Consider the following 23,813-nt stretch of genomic DNA (forward strand, 5'->3'; position numbering starts at 1 on the left):
GGACGCCGCACGCGGCGGAACGGGGCGCCGTTCCGCCGGTGGCGCCGCACGGGACGCCGGGCGGCCGTCCGCCGTGCCGGTGCGCGCCGGCGGACGCGCCGTGGAAGAGCGGGCCCGGGCAGAGGGCCCGTACGGGGAGGTGTGGAGGCGAGTGGTGGAGCAGCTGACGCAGCACGACCCGAGACGGATCGGCCCCTTCGAGGTGCTGGGACGGCTCGGCGCCGGCGGCATGGGGCTGGTCTATCTCGCGCGGTCGGCGTCCGGTCGGCGGGTCGCGATCAAGACGGTGCGCACCGAGCTCGCCGAGGACCAGCTGTTCCGCGTGCGGTTCACCCGCGAGGTGGAGGCGGCCCGCGCGGTGTCCGGTTTCTACACCGCGGCCGTGGTCGACGCCGACCCGCGCGCGGCCGTGCCGTGGCTGGCGACCGCGTACGTGCCGGCGCCCTCGCTGGAGGAGATCGTCAACGAGTGCGGGCCGATGCCCGTGCAGGCCGTCCGGTGGCTCGCGGCCGGCATCGCCGAGGCGTTGCAGTCCATCCACGGGGCGGGCCTGGTCCACCGCGACCTGAAGCCGTCGAACGTGCTGGTCGTCGAGGACGGGCCGCGCGTGATCGACTTCGGTATCGCGAGCGGTGTGTCCAACACGCGGCTGACGATGACGAACGTGGCCGTCGGCACCCCCGCCTACATGTCGCCGGAGCAGGCGAAGGACTCCCGCAGCGTCAAGGGCGCCAGCGACGTGTTCTCGCTCGGTTCCACCCTGGTCTTCGCGGCGACCGGGCACCCGCCGTACCACGGGGCGAACCCGGTTGAGACGGTGTTCATGCTGCTGCGGGAGGGCCCCAACCTCGACGGGCTGCCGGACGAGCTGCGGCCGCTGATCGACTCCTGCATGCAGATGGACGCCACCCAGCGCCCGACCCCCGCCGACCTCCAGGCGCAGCTCGCCCCGCACCTCTTCGACGGCGGCGACGACAGCGGGACCGCCTCGGCGTGGCTCCCGGCGCGGGCCGTGGCGATGATCGAGGCCCGGCGCGCGGGCAACCGTACGCCCGTCCCCGGCGTGCCGGCGCCCGGCGGCCCCTCGCAGGCCCCGCAAGGGGGCTCCGCGCCCGCCCGGGGGCACGCGGCCGCCTCCGGGCACGCCGCCTCCGCGCCGCCGGCCTCCGGACCGGCGACGCACCGCCGGCCCGCGCGCGGCACCGCCGACCCGTTCACCGACCCGCGGACCGGGCAGTCCCTGCCGCCGCGCCCGGACCGGCCGCCGATGTCGCCGGTCTCCTCGCTGCCGGGCGCGCCCGTGCGCCTGGGCGGCTCTCCGGTGCCGATCGGGCCCGGCCCGCGTGCGACGGCCTCGGCCCCGGCCGGGCTCGCCGCCCCGGACTCGGCGACGGGCTGGGTACGTCCGCCGGCCGGGACCCCGTCGTCCGCCGCCGGTGTGGCGGCCCCGTCCGTACCGGCGCCCGGGCCGGCGCCGGACAGCGGCCGCTGGCGGCCGTGGCGCTTCCGCATGTCGAACGAGGTGTGGGGCACCCCGACCGTCGCGGGTGACCTGCTGTACGTCACCTCCTTCGAGGTGCACGCCCTGGACGTCGGCAGCGGCCGGCGCCAGTTCAAGACGCGGGACGTCGCCTGGTCCATGGCGGTCGCCGACGGCCGCATCCACGCCTCCGACGGCCCCTCCCTCTTCGCCCTCGACGCCAAGGACGGCTCCGAGCGGTGGCGGCTGAACGCCGACGCCTGGGTGTACGCGCTGCGCGCCGAGCGGGGCACCGTCATCACCGCCACGCGCGGCGGCGGCGTGCAGGGCTGGGAGGCCTCGAACGGGCAGAAGCTGTGGGAGCTGAGCGGCGCCCAGTCCGACTTCGAGACCCCGGAGGCGGCCCCCGTCCTGCACGACGGCACGGTGTACGTCTGGCAGGACGCCCGGCTGCGCGCCCTCGACGCCCGCTCCGGGCTGGAGGCCTGGTCGTACCCGGTCGGGGACGCGGCCTCCTGCGGCAACGTCCCGGTCCGCGTCACCCCGGCCCCCGACGGCAACGTGTACGTGGCCGCCGGCACCCGGGTGCTGTCCGTCGACCGGGCCTCGGGCCGGGTCCGCTGGCACTTCGAGGCCCCGGCCGTCTTCCTGGCCCCGCCCGCGTTCGCGCCGGGTCCGGCCGTCACCGGCGGCGGGGTGTACCTCGCCGACTACCTGGGCACCGTCTACGCCCTGGACGCGGCCACCGGCAAGGACCGCTGGCGCATCGCCACCGAGCCCCGCCCGGCGGCGGACCCGGTGCTGGTGGCGGGCGGCAACGTCCACCTGGGCTCGGGCAGCGCCCTGTACACGCTCGACGCGGTCACCGGTACCCCGAAGTGGCGGTTCGCGGCGGGCGGGGAGATCACCGGCCCGCCGGTGGTCGCGGACGGCCGGGTCCACTTCGGCTCGGCCGACCACTGCCTGTACACCCTGGACGCGGCGGGCGGGCAGCTGCGCTGGAAGCTGGCCACGGGCGGCGAGATCACCGGCGCGCCGGTGGCGGAGGCGGGCGTGGTGTACGCGTGCAGCAAGGACCGCTGCGTGTACGCCCTGGACGCCGCCAAGGGCACGGGCACCCGTACAGGGGGCTGACGGGACGGGGGCCGGGGCGCACGGCGTCCCGGCCCCGCTCGAACACCCCTCGAACATGCCCGGAATGCCCCGTATGGGCGGTGTGTCGGAAGGCTGCGGGGCCCCGCCGGGTCGCCTTCCGCACCGGGAGTGACAGGATGGGACCCATGAGCAACGTCTTCTTCGACATCAACATCAACGGCGCCCCCGCCGGCCGCATCGTCTTCAACCTGTTCGACGATGTCGTCCCGCAGACCGCGCGCAACTTCCGCGAGCTGGCCACGGGCCAGAACGGCTTCGGCTACGCCGGCTCCGGCTTCCACCGCATCATCCCCCAGTTCATGCTCCAGGGTGGTGACTTCACCAACCACAACGGCACCGGCGGCAAGAGCATCTACGGCGAGAAGTTCGCGGACGAGAACTTCGAGCTGAAGCACGACCGCCCGTACCTGCTGTCGATGGCGAACGCCGGCCGCAACACCAACGGCTCGCAGTTCTTCATCACCACCGTCGTCACCCCGTGGCTCGACGGCAAGCACGTCGTCTTCGGCGAGGTCGTCGAGGGCCAGGCGCTGGTCGACCAGATCGAGGCCCTGGGCTCGCAGTCCGGCGCCCCCAAGGGCAAGGTCGAGATCGCGGCCTCCGGCGTCGTCGACGCCGCCTGATCCACGTCCACGGACGCCGGCGGCCCCGCCCCCTTTCCGGGGTGCGGGGCCGCCGCCGTGCGTCCGGGTCCTACGGCCGGTCGCCCGGCCCCCAGGGCTCGGGTTCCGGGGCGGGGCGGGGCAGGGGTTCGAGGTCCACGTCGCGGCCCCTGGGACGCCGCCGTCGCCCGCGCATGACGGCCGCCGCCAGGAGCAGCAGCGCGCCCGCGCCGAAGGCGCTCGCCAGGCCGTCGCCCAGGCCCTGTCCGTCGGCGCCGACCGACAGGCTCCCGGCCGCCTGGCCCTGGCGGACCATCCACAGCACCGCCACGCCCAGCACCACCACGCCCGCCAGCGCCATGAGCAGGCGCGAGCGGCGCAGGACCGCGAGCAGCGTGAGCAGGGCGGCGAAGATCATCGGCGCCAGCAGCGAGCCCAGCAGGGCGGGCGGGTCGGTGGTGACGCCGGAGCCGGAGAACAGTTCCTCGATGCGGTAGTCGCGGCCGGGCCGGCCGTCGTACCAGGCGCGGAAGGGGCTCCAGACGGCGGCGGTCGCTCCGATCAGACCCATGAGCGAGCCGATTGCGTTGCGGATCATGCCCGGCCCTCCGGGGTAGGGGTCATGATCCCGACGCTAGCCCGGGGCCCCCGGGCCCGCACTCCGGCCGTGGCGTCCGGAGGCGGGCGCGGCGGCCGTGGGTCTCAGGAGGTGGTGCGGGCCGCTTCGGCGCGGGCGCGCAGGGCCTCGTTCATCGCGGTGAAGTTGCGGGCCGTGCCCTCCAGCAGCTTGCCGAGGAAGGGGACCAGCAGCCCACGGAAGCGTTCGCCGTGCTCCAGCCGGGTGGTGCGGCCGGGGCCCTCGGAGAGGCGGAAGAAGTGCTCGCCGTCGAAGAGGCCGCGGACGAGGAAGCGCCCCGTCCAGCGGAGCTCGGTCACGGGCGCGTACACCTTGACCGTCGGGTGGAAGGTGGTGGGCTTGCCCGATTCCGCGTACATGGTCAGCCGCAGCCGCTCGCCGGGGGCGAGCTCGCCCCCGGCCTGGCGGATGAAGGGGTTCCAGACGCAGTAGCGGGGCAGGTCGGTCAGGACCTCCCAGACCTCTTCGGGGGTCGCGTCGATGGTGATCTCGGTGGTGATGTTGCGTCGCATGGTGCCGTGTTCCTCTGGTGACGTGGTGCTCACCGAAGGGACGCGGGGGTGTGCGGCTGCCGCCGGGTTCGGTGCAGGGATGCAACCACGGATCGGGCGTCCGGGGGCCGGGGGAGGGGCCGTCTTCGCTGGCGGCGCAGAGAGCGGAGCGGGGCCTTCCGGGTGTGCGGTGGTGAATGCCGACACGTCGGGCGCCGGGGCCGGGGCGGTGCAGGGGGGCGCCTGGTAGCGTGACCGCCGTTTGTCTCAGGGGGAGGGGCTTGGTCCATGCTGGCTGGAGGGGTACGCCGGATCAGATTCGGCGCGGTGCTCGTGGCGGTGGTGCTTTCGCTCACCGGGTTCTCCACGAGCGGCGGGAGCGGCAAGAGCGACGGGGGCGGGGGTGGCTGCTCCAGTTCCAAGAGCAAGTCCAAGACCAAGAAGAAGAGCCGCGGCGACGGCATCCACACCGACGCCGGCCCGGACGCCTCCGCCTCGCCCACCGCGAGCACCGGGCCCGCCACCGCCGTCGTGGTGTCCTGCGTGGACGCCGACGCCGCCCACCCCTCCAGCACGATCGAGGTCACCTCGCGGCTCGACCGCACGGCCGTCTTCTCCGTGACCCTGCGCCGCGAGGGCGTCGGCGGGAGCCTCGTCGAGACGGCCACCGCCCTCGTCACCCTGGAACCGCGCCAGACCCGCAGGCAGGTCGTCCTCCTGCGCGCCGCGGCCCGGGCGGGCGACGTCAAGGACTGCCGGATCGACGAGGTGACCACCGTGGCGGCGACCCCGTCCCCGAGCCCCTCCGTCACGCCCGCGCCCTGATCAGCGCAGCCGGAACCCCGTCCCCGGGCGGCGGGCGGCGAAGAGCTCCGCCTGGCGCTCCGGCGGGAGGTTGCCGAGGGCGATCAGCGAAGGGGCCTGGGCGAGGGCCTGGTGCAGCGCCGCCTGCTTCGCCGACCACAGGGCCCGCACGGTGCCCTGTACGGCCTCCGTCGGGAACGAGGCCAGCGTCCGCGCCGAGCGCAGCGCCGCCGGGAGCAGCTCCCCGGGCTCGGCCAGCTCCGAGACCAGGCCGATCTCGTACGCGCGCCGCGCCGAGAGCCGTTCCGCCGTGCCCATCAGGGACATCCGGGCGACCTCGCCGAAGGGCATCCGCTGGGCCATGTACACGGCCTCGTAGGCGCTGACCATCCCGTACGAGGTGTGCGGGTCGAAGTAGGTGGCGGTGGTGGCCGACACGATGAACTCCGCCTCGCCCAGCAGGTAGAAGGCCCCGCCGCAGGCCATGCCGTTGACGGCGGCCACCACCGGCTTCCACAGGTCGTTGGCCTTGGGGCCGACGGTGACCAGCGGGTCGTCCACCGAGTACGGGGAGACCGGCTGCGGCACCTGCGCGGAGCGGTCGATCCCGGTGCAGAACGCCGCCGTCCCCGCGCCCGTCAGCACCACCGCCCGCACCCCCTCGTCGAAGCGGAACTCCCGCCACAGCGCGGCCAGTTCCGCCGCCGTGCCGAGGTCGATCGCGTTGTGCCGCGACTCCCGGTCCAGGGTGACGACCGCGACCCCGCTCTCCTCGTCCCGCTCCACCCGCGGCGTCACGGCTTCTCCAGGATCCAGCGCGGCACGGCCATCCCGCCCGTCTCGGTGAACACCACCTGCACCCGCGCCCCGATCCGCAGCCGGGACGGGTCCACCGAGTCGAGCGGCGCGTCGGCGGAGCTGACCAGGTTCCCGGCCAGCCGGATGTGCGGGGCGTCCGCGAGCTCCACCAGGATCACGTTGTACGGGGCCTGCGCCGCGTACGCGGGCAGCAGCGGCGGGTGCGGCAGGACGTAGGACCAGATCCGGCCCCGCCCGCTCATCGGGCGCCACTCGGAGTCGAAGGACCCGCAGTGCGGGCAGCAGGGCCGGGGCGGGAAGCGGAGCCTGCCGCAGGAAGCGCAGGCCTGGACGCGGAGCTCGCCGCGGGCGGCGTACTCCCAGAAGGGGGCGCCGTCCTCGTCGGGGACGGGGAGCAGCAGCCGGAGTTCTCCGGCGTCGGGGGCGGTGGTCATCGTGCGACTCCTCGATGCGGGATTCAGGCGCGGAGCAGGATCGCGGACGTGGGGACGCCCTCGCCCGCCGTCACCAGGCAGGTCGCGGCGTCCGGCACCTGGGCGGTGGAGGTGCCGCGCAGTTGCTTGACGCCCTCGTTGATCAGGTTGAAGCCGTGCACGTACGCCTCGCTCAGCCCGCCGCCCCCGGTGTTGATCGGGAGCCGGCCGCCGATCTCCAGCGCCCCGCCCTCGGTGAAGGCGGCGCCCTCGCCGCGCCCGCAGAAGCCGTAGCCCTCCAGGGAGAGCGGGATCAGCGGGGTGAAGGCGTCGTAGATCTGGGCGACGTCCACGTCGGCGGGGCCGAAGTCGGCCTGCTTCCACAGGTGCCGGGCGGCGGTCCAGGCGGGCCCGGACAGCGGGTCGTCGTTCCAGTAGTTGACCATCCCGTGGTGCTGGGCGGGCAGCCCCTGGGCGGCCGAGTGCACGTAGACGGGCTTCTGCCGGCAGTCGCGGGCCCGCTCGGCGGAGACGATCACGCAGGCCAGCGCCCCGTCGGTCTCCAGGCAGTTGTCGAAGAGGCAGAGCGGGTCGCTGATCATGCGGGAGGTCATGTACATCTCGCGGGTCAGCGGCCGCTCGTACATCATCGCGGCCGGGTTCTCGTTGGCCCGGTTGCGGCAGGCCATCGCGACGTTGAAGAGGTGGTCGCGGGTGGCCCCGTACTCGTGCATGTAGCGGCGGGCCAGCATGCCGATCTCGTCGGCGGGCCGCAGCAGCCCGAAGGGGCGGGTCCACTGCCCGGGGGTGGGCAGCTGGACGGCGGTGTTCTTCCAGGGTCTGGGGCCGGAGCCGCGCTTGCGGGAGCGCCAGGCGACGCCGACCGTGGCCTGGCCGGTGGCTATCGCGGCGGCGAGGTGGCCGACGGTGGCGCAGGAGCCGCCGCCGCCGTAGCCGACCTTGGAGAAGAAGGTGACGTCGCCGGCGCCGATGGCCTTGGCGACCTCGACCTCGTCGGTCTCCTCCATGGTGTAGGAGGCGAAGGCGTCGACCTCGCCGGGGGCGATGCCCGCGTCGGCGAGCGCCGCCAGGATCGCCCGGCAGGCCAGTTCCTTCTCCGGGGCGGGTAGCCGCTTGGCGAAGGGGGTCTGGCCGATGCCGACGATTGCCGTAGCGTCCTTGAGCGTTGCCGCCATCGCCACCTCCGGGGTGCGCCGGTACTGCTGACAGCCGCGAAGGCTACAGCTAATCTGACGGATAGTCAGCTACTGGGTTCCAGGGGAGGGGCGGGCGATGGACCGAGGCGGCCACGAGGACCACGGCGACACCGACGCGTACGGGCCCGGCCCGACCGGAACACGCACCGCCGCGCCCGTCCCCGGCGCGGCCGCCCAGCCTGACGGCGCCGGCCCGGCCGCCGCCGCCCCCGCCGGCCCCGGCGATCCGCGTGGGGATCTGCGCTGGGGTACCGTCGGCGCGCTCGTGCGGGACGCCGCTCGCCGCCACGGCCGTCGCGAGGCCGTCGTCGACGGTCGCACCCGTCTCGACTACGCCCAGCTCGGCGCCCGCGTCGAACGGGCCGCCGCCGCCTGCATCGCCGCCGGCGTCGAACCCGGCGACCGGGTCGCCGTCTGGGCCCCCAACACCGTCGACTGGATCGTCTCCGCCCTCGGCGCCGTCACCGCCGGAGCCGTCCTCGTCCCCCTCAACACCCGCTTCAAGGGCGCCGAGGCCGCCTACGTCCTCCGGCGCAGCCGCGCCCGCCTGCTCTTCGTCACCGGCACCTTCCTCGGCACCTCCTACGTGGCCTCCCTGCGCCGCGCCTCCGCCGAGGGCACCGGCGGCGGGCCGCTGCCCGGCCTGCCCCACCTCGAACAGGTCGTCGTCCTCGCCGACGACGCCCCCGCCGACTTCCGCACCTGGAAGGAGTTCCTCGCCGGGGGTGACCGGGTCCCGGCCGCCGCCGTCCGCGCCCGCGCCGACGCGATATCCCCCGACTCCCCCTCGGACATCATCTTCACCTCGGGCACCACCGGCAGCCCCAAGGGCGCCGTCATCACCCACGCCCAGACCCTGCGCTGCTACGCCGTCTGGAGCGAACTCGCCGGACTGCGCGAGGGCGACCGCTACCTCATCGTGAACCCCTTCTTCCACACCTTCGGCTACAAGGCCGGGATCATCGCCTGCCTGATGCGCGGGGCCACGATGGTCCCCCAGCCCGTCTTCAACGTCGACACCGTCCTCGCCAACATCGCCGCCGAGCGCATCTCCGTGCTCCCCGGACCGCCCACCCTCCACCAGTCCCTCCTCGACCACCCCCAGCGCGACCACCACGACCTCTCCGCGCTGCGCCTGGTCGTCACCGGAGCCGCCGTCGTCCCGCTCCAGCTCGTCGAACGGCTCCGCGCCGAACTCCGCATCGCCACCGTCCTCACCGCCTACGGGCTCTCCGAGGCCTCCGGCATCGTCACCATGTGCCGCCGCGGCGACCCCGCCGAGGTCATCGCCGCCACCTCCGGCCGCCCCATCCCCGGTACCGAACTGCGCATCACCGCCCCCGACGGCGCCGCCCGGGACCCCGGCTCCCCCGGCGAGGTCTGGGTCCGCGGCCACCACGTGATGCGCGGCTACTTCGAGGACCCCGAGGGCACCGCCCGCACCCTCACCCCCGACGGCTGGCTGCGCACCGGCGACGTCGGCGTCCTCGACGCGGGCGGGAACCTGCGCATCACCGACCGGATCAAGGACATGTTCATCGTCGGCGGCTTCAACGCCTACCCCGCCGAGATCGAACAGCTCCTCGGCCTGCACCCGGACATCGCCGACGTCGCCGTCGTCGGCATCCCCGACCCCCGGCTCGGCGAGGTCGGCAAGGCGTACGCCGTCCGCCGCCCCGGCTCCACCCTCACCGCCGACGACCTGATCGCCTGGTCCCGCCGCGAGATGGCCAACTACAAGGTCCCGCGCGAGGTGGAGTTCGTCCCCGACCTGCCGCGCAACGCGAGCGGCAAGGTCCTCAAGACGGAACTCCGCGCGCGCCGCTGACCACCGTCACGCGACCGCCCGCAGCCCCGCCGGGGGCCGGGCGGCGCCCGCGTAGGCCAGGTCGGCGCGGGCGGCGCACTCGCGGGCGGTCAGGTCGCGGCCCAGCGGGGCCAGGGCCGCGCAGAACAGGAGCGCGCCGAGCGGGATCAGGTCCAGGCTGACGCCCATCACCGCCGTGCCCGCCAGCACCGCCACCGGACGCCACAGCCCGGTCCGCCGCCGCACGGCCAGCTGCGTCACGATCCACAGCAGGCCGACGTAGAAGAGCATCGGCCCCACCGAGTACACCACCGGCTCCACCCCGGGCCGGCTCTGGATCTCCTCGAACAGCCGGTTCATGCCCGCCCGGTCGGCGGACTGGAAGCCGACGGCCAGGTCGATCGCCGCCTGGGCCACGACCGCCGCCACCCCGGCCAGCCCCAGCCCCGTCGCCACCGCGGCCCCCGCCCGGCCCGCCCGCCCCGCCGGCGCCGTCAGCCGCCGCAGCCCCGCGAACACCGCCCCGAACAGCAGCACCCCGGCGAGCAGGAACAGGTGCCCGGCGGTCCAGGCGAGGCCCGGCCCGTGGCCGGGGTCGGCCAGCCGGATCACCCCGTACGCCAGCATGCACAGCGGCCCCGCGACGAAGGCCCCCCGCGTGAACGCGGTCCGCCGGCGCCCCCACGGCCGCCCCGCACCGGCCGCCGCACGCTCGGCCGTCCGCCCCGAAATCCCGTACTCAGACGCTTCGTTGGTCATGCCCCGATCCTCTCCGCGCCCCCACCCGCAGCGGATCCGGCATCACCCCCACCCCCACCCCTAGGCAACCCCGACGCGCCCCTGACCGGCGGCCGGGGCCCGCCGCGTTAGCCTGCACGGGTGAGCGTGCGTCAAACAGTCGAACGAATGCGGCGGCAGAGCGCGGTACGGGCCGGGACCCGGGCCGGCGCCGCCTTCGCGCTGACCCTCGCCGCGGCCCTCGCCCTGACCTTCGTCCTGCGGCCCGACGCACCCGGCAAGGCCGACGCCGACGGCCCCGCGCCCGCGCACAAACCCGGACTCACCGCGGCCGTCTCCGCCCCCTTCAACGCCTTCACCGAGGGGTACGACTGCTACCGCACCCCCACCCTCACCACCACCAGGGCCGGCACCCTGCTGGCCATCGCCGAGGCCCGCACCTCCGGCTGCGGCGACGTCGGCGACATCGACCTCGTCCTCAAGCGGTCCTCCGACGAGGGCCGCACCTGGGGCCCGATGCAGATCATCCGCGGCGCCGGCGACCCCGGCGCCTACGGCAACCCCGCCCCCGTCGTGGACTCCGCGTCCGGCCGCATCACCCTCCTGCACGCCTACAGCACCTGGACCACCGACGCCGACGGCAACCGCGTCCGCGGCCCCCGCGAACTGCGCCTGGCCCACAGCACCGACGACGGCGCCGGCTGGACCGCCGACCCCGCCCCGCAGCCCCGGCTCAAGGACGCCGACTGGGCCTGGGTCTCCGTCGGCCCCGGCCACGGCGTCCAGCTCACCCCCACCCGCCCCGACCGGCCCGGCCGCCTCGTCGTCAGCTCCGACTACCGCACCGGGTCCGGCACATCGGGCGCCCAGCTCCTCTACAGCGACGACGGCGGCCTCACCTGGCGGCCCGGCGCCCGCTGGGGCGCCCCCGAAGGCACCGCCGCCCCCAGCGAACCGGCCCTCACCCAGCTCCCCGACGGCCGCATCTACGTCAACGCCCGCTCCACCGCCGCCTGCGGCACCCCCGACCACCGGCTCTCCGCGATCATCGACGACGCCGCCGCCCCCGAGGTCCCCGCGCCCGGCTTCGTCCCCGTCGCCGGCCTCCCCGCCCCGCCCGCCTCCGGATCCGTCCTCCAGCTCCCCGGCGGCCCCCTGCTGCTCTCCGCGCCCAGCCGCCCCGGCGCCGAGTCCAACGACCGCTGGACCCTCGCCGTCCGCACCTCCCGCGACGAGGGCCGCACCTGGTCCACGGACGGCGCCGTCGTCCTGCGCGAACGCGCCGGCTACTCCGACATGGCCGCCCTCCCCGGCGGCCGGGTGGGCCTGGTCTACGAGACCGCCAACGGAACCCCCCACGGCTACGTCAAGTTCACCGCCTTCGGCCCCCGCGAACTCCAGGCCGCCGCCGAGGACCTCACCCCCCGCACCACCGCCGACACCACCCCGCACCGCAACGACGCCGTCGTCCACGGCGCACCCCGCCTCGGGAACCGGCCCGGCGGCGGGAAGGCCCTGCGTTTCGACGGCAAGGACGACTTCCTCCGCCTGATCGACTGCCCCGGTGAACTGCGCGTCGGAGAGGAGGACTTCGCCGTCTCCACCTGGGTCAAGTACAAGACCCGGGGCCAGGACCGGGAGAGCGGCGTGCGCCGGCCCCTCGTCTGGGCCTACGGGCAGGGCCCCGCCGCCCGCCAGATCCGTCTGGAGGCCGACCCCGCCACCGGCCGCCTCGAAGCCACCCTCAACTCCGGGACCGGCCCCGTCGCCGTCACCTCCCGCACCCGCACCGACGACGACGCATGGCACCACGTCGTCCTCCAGCGCGACGGCGGACGCCTCGAACTCATCGTCGACGGCGGCCCGCCCGCCACCACCCCGGCCCCCACCGGCCCGTCCGGCGACCTCCGCCCCACCGGCCCCTTCACCATCCACCTCGGCACCCAGCCCGACTACAAGGCCTTCTACGCGGGCGCCCTGGACGACGTACGGATCTACGGCCGCGCCCTGTCCCGCAACGACATCGCCCGCCTCCGCGACGGCCACGACGTCACCGACGAGGAACGCGTCCACCTCCCCTTCGACCGGATCGCCTGATCCACACCGGCCCGGACGGGGCCGTCAGCGGCCCGGACGGGACGGCGGCTTGCGTGCCAGCAGCAGCCGCCAGCGCGGGGTGCCGTCCTCGCGGAGGCCGAAGGGGGTCAGCGGGACCGTCTCCACGGTGAAGCCCGCCGCCTCCAGGTCCGCCCGGACGGGACCGAAGGGGAAGGTGCGGTAGTACATGACGAACGGTGGCCGCCACACCGCGTTGCGGACCCGCATCACCGCGTCGAAGCCGGCCGCCGCCCACCACACGGGGGAACGGGGCGGGACCGGCGCGCTCACCGGGAAGGCGAACACCCCGCCGGGGCGCAGCACGCGGTGGGCGCCGCCGAAGAGGGCGGGCCGCTGGGCCGGGAGGAAGTGGCCGAAGGCGCCGAAGCTGACCGCGAGGTCGTACGTGTTCCGGAGCCGCTCCGGCAGCGCCAGCGCGTCGGCCCGTACGAGGTCCACGCCCTCCGGGTGCGCGCGGGCGGCCTCCGCCAGCATTCCGGCGCTGAGGTCCACCCCGGTGACCCGGTCGCGGCACAGGCGGCGCAGCATGCCGAGGCCGGCGCCGGTGCCGCAGCAGAGGTCCAGGCCGGAGCCGAAGGAGCCCTCCCCCTGGGCGAGGGCCTCCTCGACGGCGTCGAGCATCCGGTCCGGGGTGCGGAAGGGCGTCCCGTCGAATGTGGGCGCGAGCAGGTCGTAGCCCCGCTCGACGGAGGAGAGGGCCTGGACGGCCAGTTCGCGCAGGCTCGGGCCCTGGGAGGTGAACACGGACTCAGCCTAATGACCGGTGCGGCGGAGGGGACCCCTCGACGGACACGCGGACATGCGGACATGCGGACATGCGGACATGCGGCGGCCGCGGTGGTCCCCCTCCGGCCACCGCGGCCGCCGCTCCCCCGTACTTTCCCCCGTACGTTCCCCCGTGCGGGCGTGCCCGGATTCCCCCGAATCCCCCGTGGGCCCGCCCGCCCGTTCCCCCGTACTCCTTCTCCTTGCCGGTGGCGCATCCCCCGTGGTGCGCCCCCGTCTTCCCCCCGTGATTCCCCCGTACGTCCTCGGGCGGTTCCCCCGTACGTCCCCCGTACGACCGCTCAAGGCCCCCCGTACGACCTGCCCTTACGGGCGCGGGCCGGACGCGTGGTTGTCCATCGCCACGATGTCGACGTCCGAGGCGTGGTTGTCGAGCGGCTTGTCACCCGGCTTCGTGCCGGCCGGCGGCTGGGCCGGCAGGCCGTCGTCCAGCGGGTTGACGTCGGCGCCCGAGGCGTGGTTGTCGAGCGGTCTGATGTCGCCGTCGAGCGGCAGGATGTTCTCGTTCGTCGCCATCGACTCTCTCCTGATCATGATGTGGGGCCTGATGGTTGGCGGGCCCGTTCGGCGATTCCCCCGTGGACCGCCGAACGGGTAGTCCCTCCAGCCGGCCCGAGTGCCCCCCGACGCCCCGGGTCGATGCACTCATCCTGCCGCGCGGCGATAAACGAACGATGAACGCGTCCGTCCATCGAGCGGGACTCCAGGTCAGGGGGTTAGGCGGCCAGCTCCGACGCCAGCAGGGCCTGAACTTCGGCCAGTTCCGCCGAGCCCAGTTGCAGGAACACCGCCTCCGCGTCCCGCCAGCACGCCCGTGCCCGGTCCGGCTGGCCGAGCCGCCGCAGCGCCTTGCCGAGGACCGTCAGCACGGTCGCCCGGCGCCACTCCCCGCCGATCCCGCGCAGCGCGATGGCCTGCTCGGCGTGCTTGGCGGCCAGGGTGGGCCGCTGGGCGGCCAGGTGGGCCTCCGCGAGCCGGAAGTGCGTCACGCCCTCCCACAGCGGCTGCCGGTTGTCGTGGAACAGCGACAGGGCCTCGCCGAGCTGGTCCAGCGCCTCCGTCAGCCGCCCGGCCTGGGTGAGGGCGATGCCCAGCGCGTAGCGGCCGTTGGCCAGGCGCAGGGTCAGGCCCATCCGGTCGTATATGGCGATGCCCTGCTGGGCGAGGTCGATGGCGCTGTCCAGCCGGCCCAGGACGACGTGGATCCGGGAGAGGTTGCACAGGGCGCTGGCCTCGCCGATGAAGTTGGCGTCGGCCCGGAAGTTCTCGATGGCCTCCAGCAGGAAGCGTTCGCCGTCCTCGTGCCGCTTCTGGTAGAGGGCGATGATCCCGCGGTCGTTGGGCGCCCAGCAGCTGGGCAGCGGGTCGCCGGCCAGGCGGGCGAGCTCCATGGCCTGGCGGGCCTGCTCGTCGGCCTCGTCGAACCGGCCCACGAAGAGGTGGACCATGGTGAGGGTGGTCCGGGCGCGGCCCTCGGCGCGCGGGTCCCGCGCGGCGCGCGCGGCCTCGCACAGGGTCAGCGCGGCCGACTCGTACTGCTTGGAGTTGGCCCCCGACTCGGAGAGGTCCTTGGCCGCCCACAGCAGGTCCACGGCCCGGCGCAGTGCCCCGGGCCGGCCGGCGGACTGGCGTACGCAGGCCAGCAGCGGGTCGGCCTCGGCGAACAGCCAGTCCAGGGCGGCGCGGGGCTCGGTGAGGACGAGTCCGGGGCGGCGGGTCTCGGAGAGGTGGGCGGGCAGCCGGTCGCCGGGCCGTTCCAGGGCGTACACGCGGGAGGCGGTGGCCAGGTAGAAGTCGAGGAGCCGGTCGAGGGCGGCCTCGCGCCCGCCGGCGGGCTGCTCGTCGCGTTCGGCGCAGGCACGCGCGTAGAGCCGTACGAGGTCGTGGAAGCGGTAGCGGCCGGGGGCGGCGGATTCCAGCAGGGAGCAGTCGACTAAGGCCTCCAGGAGGTCCTCGGTGTCGTGCTCGGGCAGGTCGAGGACGGCGGCCGCGGCGGCCAGGGAGATGTCGGGGCCGTCGGCGAGGCCCAGCAGGCGGAAGGCGCGCTGCTGGGCGGGTTCCAGCTGGCCGTAGCCGAGCTCGAAGGTGGCCTTGACGGCGAGGTCGCCGGACTGGAGCTCGTCGAGGCGGCGGCGTTCGTCGGCGAGTTTGGCGGCGAGGACGGAGACGGTCCAGGTGCGGCGGGCGGCGAGCCGGGACGCGGCGATGCGGATGGCGAGCGGCAGGAACCCGCAGGCGCCGACGACGTCGAGGGCGGCCTGGCGTTCGGCGCCGACGCGTTCGGCGCCGACGATGCGGGTGAACAGTTGCAGGGCCTCCTCGGGGCTCATCACGTCGAGGTCGACGAGATGGGCGCCGGCGAGGCCCGACATCCGGACCCGGCTGGTGACGAGGGCGGCGCAGCCCGCGGTGCCCGGGAGCAGCGGGCGGACCTGGGCGGCGTCGCGGGCGTTGTCGAGGAGGACCAGGACGCGGCGGCCGTCGAGGGTGGAGCGGTAGAGGGCGGCCCGGTCGGCGGGGGAGTCGGGGATGGCGCTGTCGGGGGTGCCGAGGGCCCGCAGGAAGGAGCCGAGGACGGCTTCGGGGAGGACGGGGCGGGGTTCGGTGCCCTGGAGGTCCACGTAGAGCTGGCCGTCGGGGAAGTGCGGGCGGGCGGCGTGCGCGACGTGCACGGCGAGGGTGGTCTTGCCGACGCCGCCGATGCCGGCCAGCGCGGAGACGGCCATGACCTGCCCCTCGGAGCCGGCGAGGATCTCGCCGAGCTCGTCGACGAAGGGGGCCCGCCCGGTGAAGTCGGGGACGGTCGCGGGCAGTTGGGCGGGACGTACGGGCACGGGGGCGGCGGCCGGGGCGGGGTCCTCGGCGCGGGCCAGTTCGGCGTCCGCGTTCAGGATGCGCTGCTGGAGGGCGGAGAGCTCGGGCCGGGGGTCGACGCCGAGTTCGTCGGCGAGGAGCCGGCGGGTGTCGGCGTACACGGCGAGGGCCTCGGCCTGGCGGCCGCTGCGGTAGAGGGCGAGCATCAGCAGCTCGCGGAGCCGTTCGCGCAGCGGGTGGGCGGCGGTGAGGGCGGTGAGCTCGGAGACGGCCTCGGCGTGCTGGCCGACCTCCAGGTCCAGGTCGAGGCGGGTCTCCAGCAGCTGGAAGCGCCATTCGGTGAGGCGGGTGCGTTCGGTCTCGGCGTGCGGGCCGGGGACCCCGGCGAGGGGTTCGCCGTCCCACAGGTCCAGGGCGCGGGCCAGCAGGGTCCGGGCGAGGATGCGGTCCCCGGCGGTGCGGGCCTTGTCGGCGTCGCCGGCGAGGGTGCGGGCGATGCCGAGGTCGAGGGCTTCCTGGTGGCGCAGCCGGATGGCGTAGCCGCCGGCGTCGCTGACGAGGAGTTCCGGGTCGAGGACCTTGCGCAGCCGGGAGGCGTAGGTGCGGATGGTGGCGAGGGCCTGCTGCGGCGGGTCTTCGCCCCAGATGGCGTCGATCAGCTCGGGCGCGGTGGCGGTGCGGCCGTCGCGCAGCAGCAGTGCGGCGAGGAGGGCGCGCTGCTGGGGGCTGCCGGAGGGCAGCGCCTCGCCGCCGCGCCAGGCGCGGACGGGCCCGAGCACGGCGAAGCGGTTGTCCGCGGGGGCGGGTGTGCCGGGTGCCGCGGGCGTGCCGGGACCGTCGGTGTCACTCGGCTGGTGCGGGATGGCCGGTCCGCCGTCCATCTGTCCTCCCCCTGCCCTCTGTCGGTTTCCGTCGGGTCCGTCGGGTCCGTCGCTTCAAGGGCCAGTCTGCCTTGTGTTGCCCGTACCCGTCAGCCCGCGGCGGAGCCATCCGCTCCTGGCCGGAGAACGACTGGCGCCCGAAGAGCTGACGGTTCGTCAGATCGACGCTACCGTAAGAACCATGGAGACCTTCCCGAAGATCATCTCGGTGGACGACCACACGGTGGAGCCCCCTCACGTCTGGCGGGACCGGCTCCCGTCGAGATATCGCGACACCGGACCCCGGATCGTCCGCGCCCCCCTCAAGGAAATGACCTTCCTGGGCGGGAAGTTCGCCCCCGTCATGGGTGCGAAGGGCGACGACGGCCCCATCGGCGACTGGTGGGTCTACGAGGATCTGCACCGGCCGCTCACCCGCCTCGACACCGCCGTCGGATACGACCGTGACGAGATCAGACTGGAAGTCATCACCTACGAGCAGATGCGCCCGGGCTCCTTCTCGGTTCCCGAGCGCCTCGCCGACATGGACGTCAACCACGTCCAGTCCGCCCTCTGCTTCCCCACCTTCCCGCGCTTCTGCGGCCAGACCTTCACCGAGGCCAAGGACCGCGAACTGGGCCTGCTCGGCGTCCGCGCCTACAACGACTGGATGGTGGAGGAGTGGTGCGGGCCCCTCGCGCGGGGCCGCCTCATCCCGCTCACCCTCGTCCCGCTGTGGGACGCCCGGCTGGCCGCCGAGGAGGTCCGCCGCAACGCCGCCCGGGGCGTGCGCGCCGTCGCCTTCTCCGAGATACCCCCGCACCTGGGGCTCCCGTCCATCCACACCGACGCGTGGGACCCCTTCCTCCAGGCCTGCGACGAGACCGGCACGGTCATCGCCATGCACATCGGCTCCTCCTCGCGCATGCCGTCCACCTCCGCCGACGCCCCGCCGGCCGTCGGCTCCACCATCACCTTCGCCAACTGCTGCTTCTCGATGGTCGACTGGCTGATGAGCGGCAAGTTCGAACGCTTCCCCAACCTGCGGATCATGTACGCCGAGGGCCAGATCGGCTGGATCCCCTACATCCTGGAGCGCGCGAACGTGGTCTGGGAGGAGAACCGGGGCTGGGGCGGGGTCGCCGACAAGGTCCACCGCCCGCCGTCCGAGCTCTTCGCCGAGCACGTCTTCGGCTGCTTCTTCGACGACGCCTTCGGCCTGAAGAACCTCGACTCCATCGGCGTCGGCAACGTCCTCTACGAGACGGACTACCCGCACTCGGACTCCACCTGGCCCAAGTCCCGGGAGGTCGGCGAGGCCCAGATGGGCCACCTGGACGCGGACGTGGTCGAGCGCATCGTCCGCGGCAACGCCATCGACCTGCTCGGACTCACCCCCGAGGGGCTCTGGCCGGGGGCCTGAGACGACGGCGGGGGGCCTGAGGCGACGGCAGGGGGCCTGAGGCGACGGCAGGGGGCGGGGCCCCGGCGGCCCCCGCCCCCTGCCGTCCGCGCCGGATCGGACGGCGTCAGACGGCGGCGGACCGGCCGGCCGGGGCCGGCCGCGCCGTCACCACGGGGCGGACGTGGGTCAGCAGCAGCTCCAGGAAGCGGTCCGGGCGGCGCAGCGCCGCGAAGTGGCTCGCGTCCTCGATCAGCGCGAAGGCCTTCACCGGCGCCTCCACCGCGTCGAAGTACGCCTTGGCGCGGGCCGCCGGGGTGATCACGTCCAGGGCACCCTGGAAGACGAAGAACGGCACCTCGAAGCGGGTGCCCTCCGCCCAGTCGTCGAACCCGTGCGTCCCCGCGGTGACCGGCTCCGAGAAGCCCTGCCCCTTGAAGTAGGCGGCGATCCGCCCGAGGGAGTACAGCGGCGACAGCCACATCGAGCCCAGGACCACCTTCTTCACGGTGTCCAGCGTGAGCGGGTCGCTGCCCGCGCACAGCTTGTCGTACGCCGCCCGCTGGGCCGGGGTCCAGCGGCGCCAGTCGGATCCCATCGCCTCCAGCCGCGCCACGTCCTTCCGCTTCCCGGCGGCCCGCAGCCGCTCCAGGGTGGCCTCGTAGGCGGAGGCGTCCCGTCCCGCCTCCAGGACGTTCTGGTCGGTGCCGACGTACGCCGCGAAGAGCTCGGGGTGGCTGCGGGCCAGCCGCAGCCCGGACACCGTCCCGAAGGAGCTCGCCAGCAGCACCACCCGCTCGACGCCGAGACGCTCCCGGACGTGGTGGACGACCTCCAGCGCGTCCGCGTACAGCCGCTCGAAGGACGGCTCGCCGCCCTGGCCGGCGGGCCCGCCGTGGGCGAAGGTCAGCCCGGCCCCGCGCATGTCCCAGCGGACCAGGGTGAAGTGCTCCTCCCAGGCCCGGGTGCGGGCCCCGTACGGGGAGTTCGCCGCGCCCGGGCCGCCGTGCAGCTCCAGCAGGACGGGGTTGGCCCGGTCCTCGCCCCGGACCGAGATCCACTGGTCGGTCCCGCCGATCCGGACGAACCCCTGCTCGTCGATGCCGTCCGGCGTGTCGATGCGCATCAGGCGGGCGTTCGCGGACCGGCGCACGGCGCGGTGGGCGAGGAGGCCGGCGACGGGAGCGGCGAGCGTGGCGGCGGTGGTGGCGGCGATGATCCCGAGCATTACTGTTTCCCCCAGACACTGTTTTCCTGACGAGGAGGAGAGTACGCCAAAGCGGCGCCGTGTAAAGGGGGTTGAGCTGAAAGGTTCCGGCCGCGTGCCCTGGCCGGAAACGCGCCGTCCCAGCGGCGCGCGAGGGCGGGCCTTGCACCCCGGCCCGCCGACGGGGCATGCTTCGCCAGGGCAAAGGCGGGAGGGATCATGGCGGTGGACAAGCGTTCCGTGGTGACGGCGGTGCTGTGCGGGGTCGCGGCGCTGGGAGCGTCGGCGGCGGTCGCCGAGCTGGTGCCGCCCCCCGAGGCAACCGCCCCCGTACACGCCAAATCGGCCGCGCCGGCCGCGTCGCCGAGCGGATCTTCGCGTCCGCAAGCCTCCAAGCCGCAGCTCGGCAAACCCCAGTCGGCCCCCGTCACCCCCAAGCCGGGCGACGCCACCAGCTACACCGGCGCCCTGTTCACCGGCAGCCTGGAGGGCGACCACTTCTGCACCGCGACGGTCGTCCGCAGCCCCGGCAAGAACATGCTCATCACCGCCGGCCACTGCCTCCTGGAGGGTGAGCAGACCCGCGACGGCGGAGCCGTCTTCGCACCCGCGTACGCGAACGGTGTCGCCCCGTACGGGGTCTGGAAGATAGAGCAGGTCTACGAGGACAAGCGCTGGGCCGACGACACGGACGACGACTACGACCTCGCCTTCGCCCGCCTCGCCCCCGACGACAAGGGCCGCAACATCGAGGACCTCACCGGCGGCGCCGTCCTGGACACCAGCGGCCGCGCGGGCGAGCAGGTCACGGTGACGGGCTACCCCGCCGACCGCAAGGTCCCCCGCACCTGCACGGCGGTGGCCGTCCGCACCAGCGAGCGCGAGCAGCGCTTCGACTGCTCCGACTTCCCCGGCGGGACCAGCGGCAGCGCCTGGCTCGGCCGCGACGGGAAGATCATCGGCATCCTCACGGGCGGGGACACGGACGACGTCTCCACCAGCACCGTCCTCGGCGACTACGCCGCCCAGCTGTACGCGAAGGCCACCACCCCCAAGCGCTGACCGCCCCTGCCGGCTGCGGCCCGCGCCCTAGGATGGGGACATGCGTTCGAATCACGGCGAGGTCGTTCCGGAGGAGCGGCCGCCCCTCAGCCCCGCGCTCACCGGTGCCGAGCTGGCGCGCTGGTACTGGACCCTGGCCGAGCTGACCGAACTCGCCCGGCGGCTCGACGTGCCGCGCGGCGGCGGGAAGCCGGCGCTCACCGAGCGGCTGCGGGCCGCGCTCGACGGCGAGCCGCTCCCGGCGGCCCCGGCCCGCAGGCCGGCGACGGGCCGCCAGCTGTCCGCGCCGGTGGACGCCTCGACCGTCATCCCCGAGGGGCAGCGGTGCAGCCAGGTGCTGCGGGAGTTCTTCCGGCGCGAGATCGGTGCGGGGTTCCACTTCGACGGCCACATGCGCGCGTACGTCGCGGAGAACGCGGGCCGCACCCTGGGCGAAGCGGTCGCCCACTGGCACGACACCCGGCAGGCGGCGGCCGAACCCCAGGAGATCGGCGGCCAGTTCGAGTTCAACCGCTTCCTGCGCACCTGGCACGCCGACCACCCGACGGGCACGAGGGACCAGGCCCTGACGGCCTGGCGCACGCACCGTTCGCAGCCGCGCTAGACGGGGCCCCCGGCTTATGTGACGAGGCCGAAGTGGACGGGTCCGGCCTGGGCGCCGGCGAGGAGGTCCGGCAGGCGCGGGGGCCAGAGCGGCTCGCCGAGGGTGGCGAGGCGCTCCGGTGAGACCCACTGCCAGTGGATGCCGGGGGCTTCGAGCACGGGCTCCCGGTGGGGGCCGGCGGTGACGTAGATGTGCTCGTGCTGCCGGACGGGGATGCCCTCGTGGGTGAAGTCGTGCTCCCAGGTGCACAGGAGCCGCTGCGGCTCCAGGTCGGTCCACCCGGTCTCCTCGCGCAGCTCCCGCCGCACGCACTCCTCGGGGGTCTCGCCGGGATCCATGCCGCCGCCCGGGGGCAGCCAGTGGATGCCGACTTCGATGTTGTTCTCCCGGAACAGGAACACCGACCCGCTGGGGGAGAGGACGACGATGCGCGCTGCCTGACGCGGAGTTCTCATCACCGCAGGGTAAGTCGGCGGGGGCCCCGGGCGGGAGGGGTGTGCGTGGCTTCGGGTGGAGGTGGGGCGGTCTGCGCCGGGGCGGGGATCGCGCGCTCCTCTTTCCTCGGAGTCCGGCGTCCCCCCGGGGCTGGTGACGGGCCGAGGGGAGAGTCGGGCCGTGGCGGCGTGTGAGCGGCGCACGGCATGGCGAGGGGGGTTCCGCTTCTTGGCGTCCGGCCGTTGACGTCCGCAGGGAACGACGAGGCGGACGCCGTACGGCAGCGTCAGCCGTCCATGCCGCCGGAGGCTCCTCTTCTGCCGCTCTCCGGCGGCCGCCCCGGGGTGATACCCGCACAGAACAATGCGGCGGCGGGCATATGGAGCCGGCGTGGGCGTCAGATCGCCCCCAGCTTCCGCTTGTCGGCCGTCGGGGCTGGTCGGACGCCGATCTTGGCTGTAGAGTTCATCTCGAGCTCGCGGCCGGGAAACCGGCGGTGGGACTGGCGTTGGTGGTCCAAGGAAAGGCACCCCACTTCCTGTGGGGGGATGCAGGTGCAAGGCCTGCCCAGCGCTCGATCAAGGCCCCGGCCTCCTCACGGAGACCGGGGCCTTTCGCATGCCCCGGAGGCGCGCCCCGCCACCCCGAAGCGGAACTCGACTCGCCGGTAAATGTGATCAGCTGAGGTACCGTCGGGGGGATGAGCAAGCACCGCCGCGCCGGATCCGGCCCCGCCCCCAGCCCCCGCACCACGGAACGTGGTGGCCGGCGGGGGGCTGCCCGGCGGCGGCGGGGGCCGGCGGGCGGGCGGCCCTCCAGGGCGCTGGTGCTGGTCGCCACCGCCGGACTGCTGCTCTTCGCCGCCGGATGGGTGCACGCCCTGTACGAGCCGCCCGGCGCCCCCGCGGCCCCGGCCCGCTCCGACGCCCGTCCCAAGGCCCACGCCGCCGGCCCCGAGCACGCCGCGCGCGGTGGCAGGCGTCCCGACGCCCTCCAGGGGCTCCCGGCGGCGGCCCTCAGCGAGGCCACCCGGGCCCGTATCCCGGCCGAGGCGCGCCAGCTGGTCCTCGTCACCGGCAAGGCGAAGGACTCCTCGGAGTCCACCGCCGCCCTGTACACCCGCCCCGCGCCCGGCGCGGACTGGGTGCGGGCCGCGCAGTGGCCGGCCCGCAACGGCGCCAAGGGGTGGTCCACCGCCCGCGCGTACGGGGACCTGACCTCCCCGGAGGGGGTCTTCTCCCTCAGCGACGCCGGCGGCCTGCTGGCAGCCCCGCCCGGCACGAAGCTCCCGTACGACCGCGACTCCGGCTTCGTCGCCACGGGGCTCGGGGTGAACGGCGAGTCCCTCGCCGGCTCCTTCGACTACGTCGTGGCGATCGACTACAACCGCCGCCGGGGCGTCTCCCCGCTGGACCCGGTCATGCCGGACGGTGAGGGCCGGGGCGGCAACATCTGGCTCCACGTGGACCACGACGGCCCCTCCCAGGGCTGCGTCGGCCTGCCGAAGGCGGCGATGGAGCGGCTCCTGGAGACCCTGGACCCGGCGGCCCACCCCGTCATCGCGATGGGCCCGGCCGGCTTCTGAGTCCGGGCCCCGGCCTCAGGGTCCGAGGTCCAGGACGCGGACCGGTTCCCCGTCCCAGCGCTTCGGTTCCGTGGTGGCGACGATCGCCCCCTCGGGGCGGTCGGCGGTGGGCCGCGCCGCGTACCGGGTGTGGGCGGCGGCCCAGGTCTCCTCGCGGGCGACGGCCAGGGCCGCCGGCAGGTCCAGGTCGAGGATGGTGACGCCGGGCAGGGCGGCGAGGTGCTCCGCGGTGCCGGGCCGGACCCGGTCGGCTTCGACGAGTGCGCAGGCGGGGGCGTACAGGAACCAGCCCACCTCGCCGTGCGCGCGGTGGATGAGGCGGGAGACCAGGACGTTCCCCCGCCCGGCCGCCAGCATCGCGGTCTCGTCCAGCACGATGTGGGTGTCGGTCACCGGCCCCTCGCCTCGGCCAGTCGCCGGTCGAGCTCGCCGTCCAGGCTGAGTTCCTCGGTGGCCGTGGGCGCGTAGCCCGTCCACTCCCGGAGCGCGGTGCGGGCGCGTTCGGCACGTTCGGCCCGCTCGGCCGGAGTGAGCAGGGTTTCGGCGAGGCGGGCCAGGTAGGCGCGCAGGGACAGGCCCTCGGCAGCCGCTATGGCGGCGAGTCTGTCCTTGGCTTCCTCGGGGATGCGGATGTTGGCGTCGGGCATCGCGGGGCTCCTTCCCATGCCTCAAGGGTACGGGTACGTACCCGTACCCGCCACCCCTTCCGCCGGTCCCGCCCTACCCCTTGCCTGACGGACCGTCAGCTACGACGATGGCGCCCGGCGCCGTACGGCG

22 protein-coding genes are annotated in these 23,813 nt (G+C 74.7%); 9 read left to right on the plus strand and 13 right to left on the minus strand.

Annotated features, from left to right (window positions below; translation table 11 throughout):
* The first annotated feature begins 151 nt into the window (after window positions 1-151).
* Window positions 152-2,614, plus strand: a complete 2,463-nt coding sequence (afsK, locus tag ABT403_RS06380; RefSeq protein ID WP_344163058.1) for a protein serine/threonine kinase AfsK — start codon at window positions 152-154, stop codon at window positions 2,612-2,614.
* Window positions 2,615-2,760: 146 nt separating this feature from the next.
* Window positions 2,761-3,258 carry a peptidylprolyl isomerase gene (locus ABT403_RS06385; protein ID WP_344163060.1) on the plus strand — a complete coding sequence of 166 codons (498 nt, stop codon included), beginning with the start codon at window positions 2,761-2,763 and terminating at the stop codon, window positions 3,256-3,258.
* A gap of 70 nt (window positions 3,259-3,328) precedes the next feature.
* On the opposite strand, the gene ABT403_RS06390 is transcribed toward ABT403_RS06385, so the two are convergent.
* Window positions 3,329-3,835: a hypothetical protein gene (locus tag ABT403_RS06390; protein ID WP_344163063.1), complete on the minus strand. Its 507-nt coding sequence runs from the start codon at window positions 3,833-3,835 to the stop codon at window positions 3,329-3,331.
* Between the two features lie 104 nt (window positions 3,836-3,939).
* Entirely contained in the window at window positions 3,940-4,386 is a 447-nt protein-coding gene (locus ABT403_RS06395; RefSeq protein ID WP_344163066.1) for an SRPBCC family protein, read from the minus strand.
* Window positions 4,387-4,653: 267 nt separating this feature from the next.
* Here ABT403_RS06395 and ABT403_RS06400 point away from each other — a divergent pair, with 267 nt between their 5' ends.
* Window positions 4,654-5,190 (plus strand): hypothetical protein, encoded by a 537-nt coding sequence (locus ABT403_RS06400; protein ID WP_344163069.1) that lies wholly within the window; start codon window positions 4,654-4,656, stop codon window positions 5,188-5,190.
* Here the strand turns inward: ABT403_RS06400 and ABT403_RS06405 are convergent, their stop codons facing one another.
* The 3 genes from ABT403_RS06405 to ABT403_RS06415 are packed head-to-tail and all read right to left on the minus strand — an operon-like array spanning window position 5,191 to window position 7,597.
* On the minus strand, window positions 5,191-5,967 hold the full coding sequence (locus ABT403_RS06405; protein ID WP_344163072.1) for an enoyl-CoA hydratase/isomerase family protein: 777 nt from the start codon (window positions 5,965-5,967) through the stop codon (window positions 5,191-5,193).
* Entirely contained in the window at window positions 5,964-6,422 is a 459-nt protein-coding gene (locus ABT403_RS06410; RefSeq protein ID WP_344163075.1) for a Zn-ribbon domain-containing OB-fold protein, read from the minus strand. Before ABT403_RS06410 ends, ABT403_RS06405 begins: the two co-directional genes overlap by 4 nt.
* 23 nt (window positions 6,423-6,445) lie before the next feature.
* Complete coding sequence (locus tag ABT403_RS06415; protein WP_344163078.1) at window positions 6,446-7,597, minus strand: lipid-transfer protein; 1,152 nt, start codon at window positions 7,595-7,597, stop codon at window positions 6,446-6,448.
* 97 nt (window positions 7,598-7,694) lie between these two features.
* Between ABT403_RS06415 and ABT403_RS06420 the strand changes: the two genes are divergently transcribed.
* On the plus strand, window positions 7,695-9,446 hold the full coding sequence (locus ABT403_RS06420; protein ID WP_344163081.1) for a FadD3 family acyl-CoA ligase: 1,752 nt from the start codon (window positions 7,695-7,697) through the stop codon (window positions 9,444-9,446).
* 6 nt (window positions 9,447-9,452) lie between these two features.
* On the opposite strand, the gene ABT403_RS06425 is transcribed toward ABT403_RS06420, so the two are convergent.
* The gene (locus ABT403_RS06425; RefSeq protein ID WP_344163084.1) at window positions 9,453-10,184 is read right to left on the minus strand and encodes a hypothetical protein; all 732 of its coding nucleotides are present in this window, start codon (window positions 10,182-10,184) and stop codon (window positions 9,453-9,455) included.
* A 147-nt stretch (window positions 10,185-10,331) separates the two neighbouring features.
* Here ABT403_RS06425 and ABT403_RS06430 point away from each other — a divergent pair, with 147 nt between their 5' ends.
* Window positions 10,332-12,260, plus strand: a complete 1,929-nt coding sequence (locus tag ABT403_RS06430; protein ID WP_344163087.1) for a LamG-like jellyroll fold domain-containing protein — start codon at window positions 10,332-10,334, stop codon at window positions 12,258-12,260.
* A gap of 24 nt (window positions 12,261-12,284) precedes the next feature.
* Here ABT403_RS06430 and ABT403_RS06435 read toward each other — a convergent pair whose 3' ends face one another.
* The 3 genes from ABT403_RS06435 to afsR form a co-directional block, all read right to left on the minus strand.
* Window positions 12,285-13,025, minus strand: a complete 741-nt coding sequence (locus ABT403_RS06435; protein ID WP_344163090.1) for a class I SAM-dependent DNA methyltransferase — start codon at window positions 13,023-13,025, stop codon at window positions 12,285-12,287.
* Between the two features lie 348 nt (window positions 13,026-13,373).
* Window positions 13,374-13,583: a hypothetical protein gene (locus ABT403_RS06440; protein WP_344163093.1), complete on the minus strand. Its 210-nt coding sequence runs from the start codon at window positions 13,581-13,583 to the stop codon at window positions 13,374-13,376.
* A 200-nt stretch (window positions 13,584-13,783) separates the two neighbouring features.
* The gene (afsR, locus tag ABT403_RS06445; RefSeq protein ID WP_344163096.1) at window positions 13,784-16,762 is read right to left on the minus strand and encodes an SARP-family global regulator AfsR; all 2,979 of its coding nucleotides are present in this window, start codon (window positions 16,760-16,762) and stop codon (window positions 13,784-13,786) included.
* A gap of 181 nt (window positions 16,763-16,943) precedes the next feature.
* Between afsR and ABT403_RS06450 the strand changes: the two genes are divergently transcribed.
* Window positions 16,944-18,164, plus strand: a complete 1,221-nt coding sequence (locus ABT403_RS06450) for an amidohydrolase family protein (RefSeq protein ID WP_344163099.1) — start codon at window positions 16,944-16,946, stop codon at window positions 18,162-18,164.
* A 106-nt stretch (window positions 18,165-18,270) separates the two neighbouring features.
* On the opposite strand, the gene ABT403_RS06455 is transcribed toward ABT403_RS06450, so the two are convergent.
* A complete protein-coding gene (locus ABT403_RS06455; protein WP_344163102.1) occupies window positions 18,271-19,371 on the minus strand; it encodes an alpha/beta fold hydrolase in 1,101 nt (366 codons plus the stop codon).
* A 204-nt stretch (window positions 19,372-19,575) separates the two neighbouring features.
* Here ABT403_RS06455 and ABT403_RS06460 point away from each other — a divergent pair, with 204 nt between their 5' ends.
* Together ABT403_RS06460 and ABT403_RS06465 are read left to right on the plus strand one after the other, a co-directional pair.
* Window positions 19,576-20,412: a trypsin-like serine peptidase gene (locus ABT403_RS06460; RefSeq protein WP_425580236.1), complete on the plus strand. Its 837-nt coding sequence runs from the start codon at window positions 19,576-19,578 to the stop codon at window positions 20,410-20,412.
* 40 nt (window positions 20,413-20,452) lie between these two features.
* Window positions 20,453-21,016: a DUF6434 domain-containing protein gene (locus ABT403_RS06465; protein WP_344163108.1), complete on the plus strand. Its 564-nt coding sequence runs from the start codon at window positions 20,453-20,455 to the stop codon at window positions 21,014-21,016.
* Window positions 21,017-21,030: 14 nt separating this feature from the next.
* Here the strand turns inward: ABT403_RS06465 and ABT403_RS06470 are convergent, their stop codons facing one another.
* Window positions 21,031-21,471, minus strand: a complete 441-nt coding sequence (locus ABT403_RS06470; RefSeq protein ID WP_344163111.1) for an NUDIX hydrolase — start codon at window positions 21,469-21,471, stop codon at window positions 21,031-21,033.
* A gap of 680 nt (window positions 21,472-22,151) precedes the next feature.
* Here ABT403_RS06470 and ABT403_RS06475 point away from each other — a divergent pair.
* Window positions 22,152-23,036, plus strand: coding sequence for a hypothetical protein (locus ABT403_RS06475; RefSeq protein WP_344163114.1), 885 nt, complete (start codon window positions 22,152-22,154; stop codon window positions 23,034-23,036).
* 15 nt (window positions 23,037-23,051) lie between these two features.
* Here ABT403_RS06475 and ABT403_RS06480 read toward each other — a convergent pair whose 3' ends face one another.
* Window positions 23,052-23,393, minus strand: a complete 342-nt coding sequence (locus tag ABT403_RS06480) for a PIN domain-containing protein (protein ID WP_425580268.1) — start codon at window positions 23,391-23,393, stop codon at window positions 23,052-23,054.
* A gap of 32 nt (window positions 23,394-23,425) precedes the next feature.
* A complete protein-coding gene (locus tag ABT403_RS06485; RefSeq protein ID WP_344165766.1) occupies window positions 23,426-23,683 on the minus strand; it encodes a hypothetical protein in 258 nt (85 codons plus the stop codon).
* Window positions 23,684-23,813 lie beyond the last annotated feature (130 nt).

The organism is Streptomyces sp. NPDC000075 (assembly GCF_040301925.1).
Classification (GTDB): domain Bacteria; phylum Actinomycetota; class Actinomycetes; order Streptomycetales; family Streptomycetaceae; genus Streptomyces; species Streptomyces polychromogenes.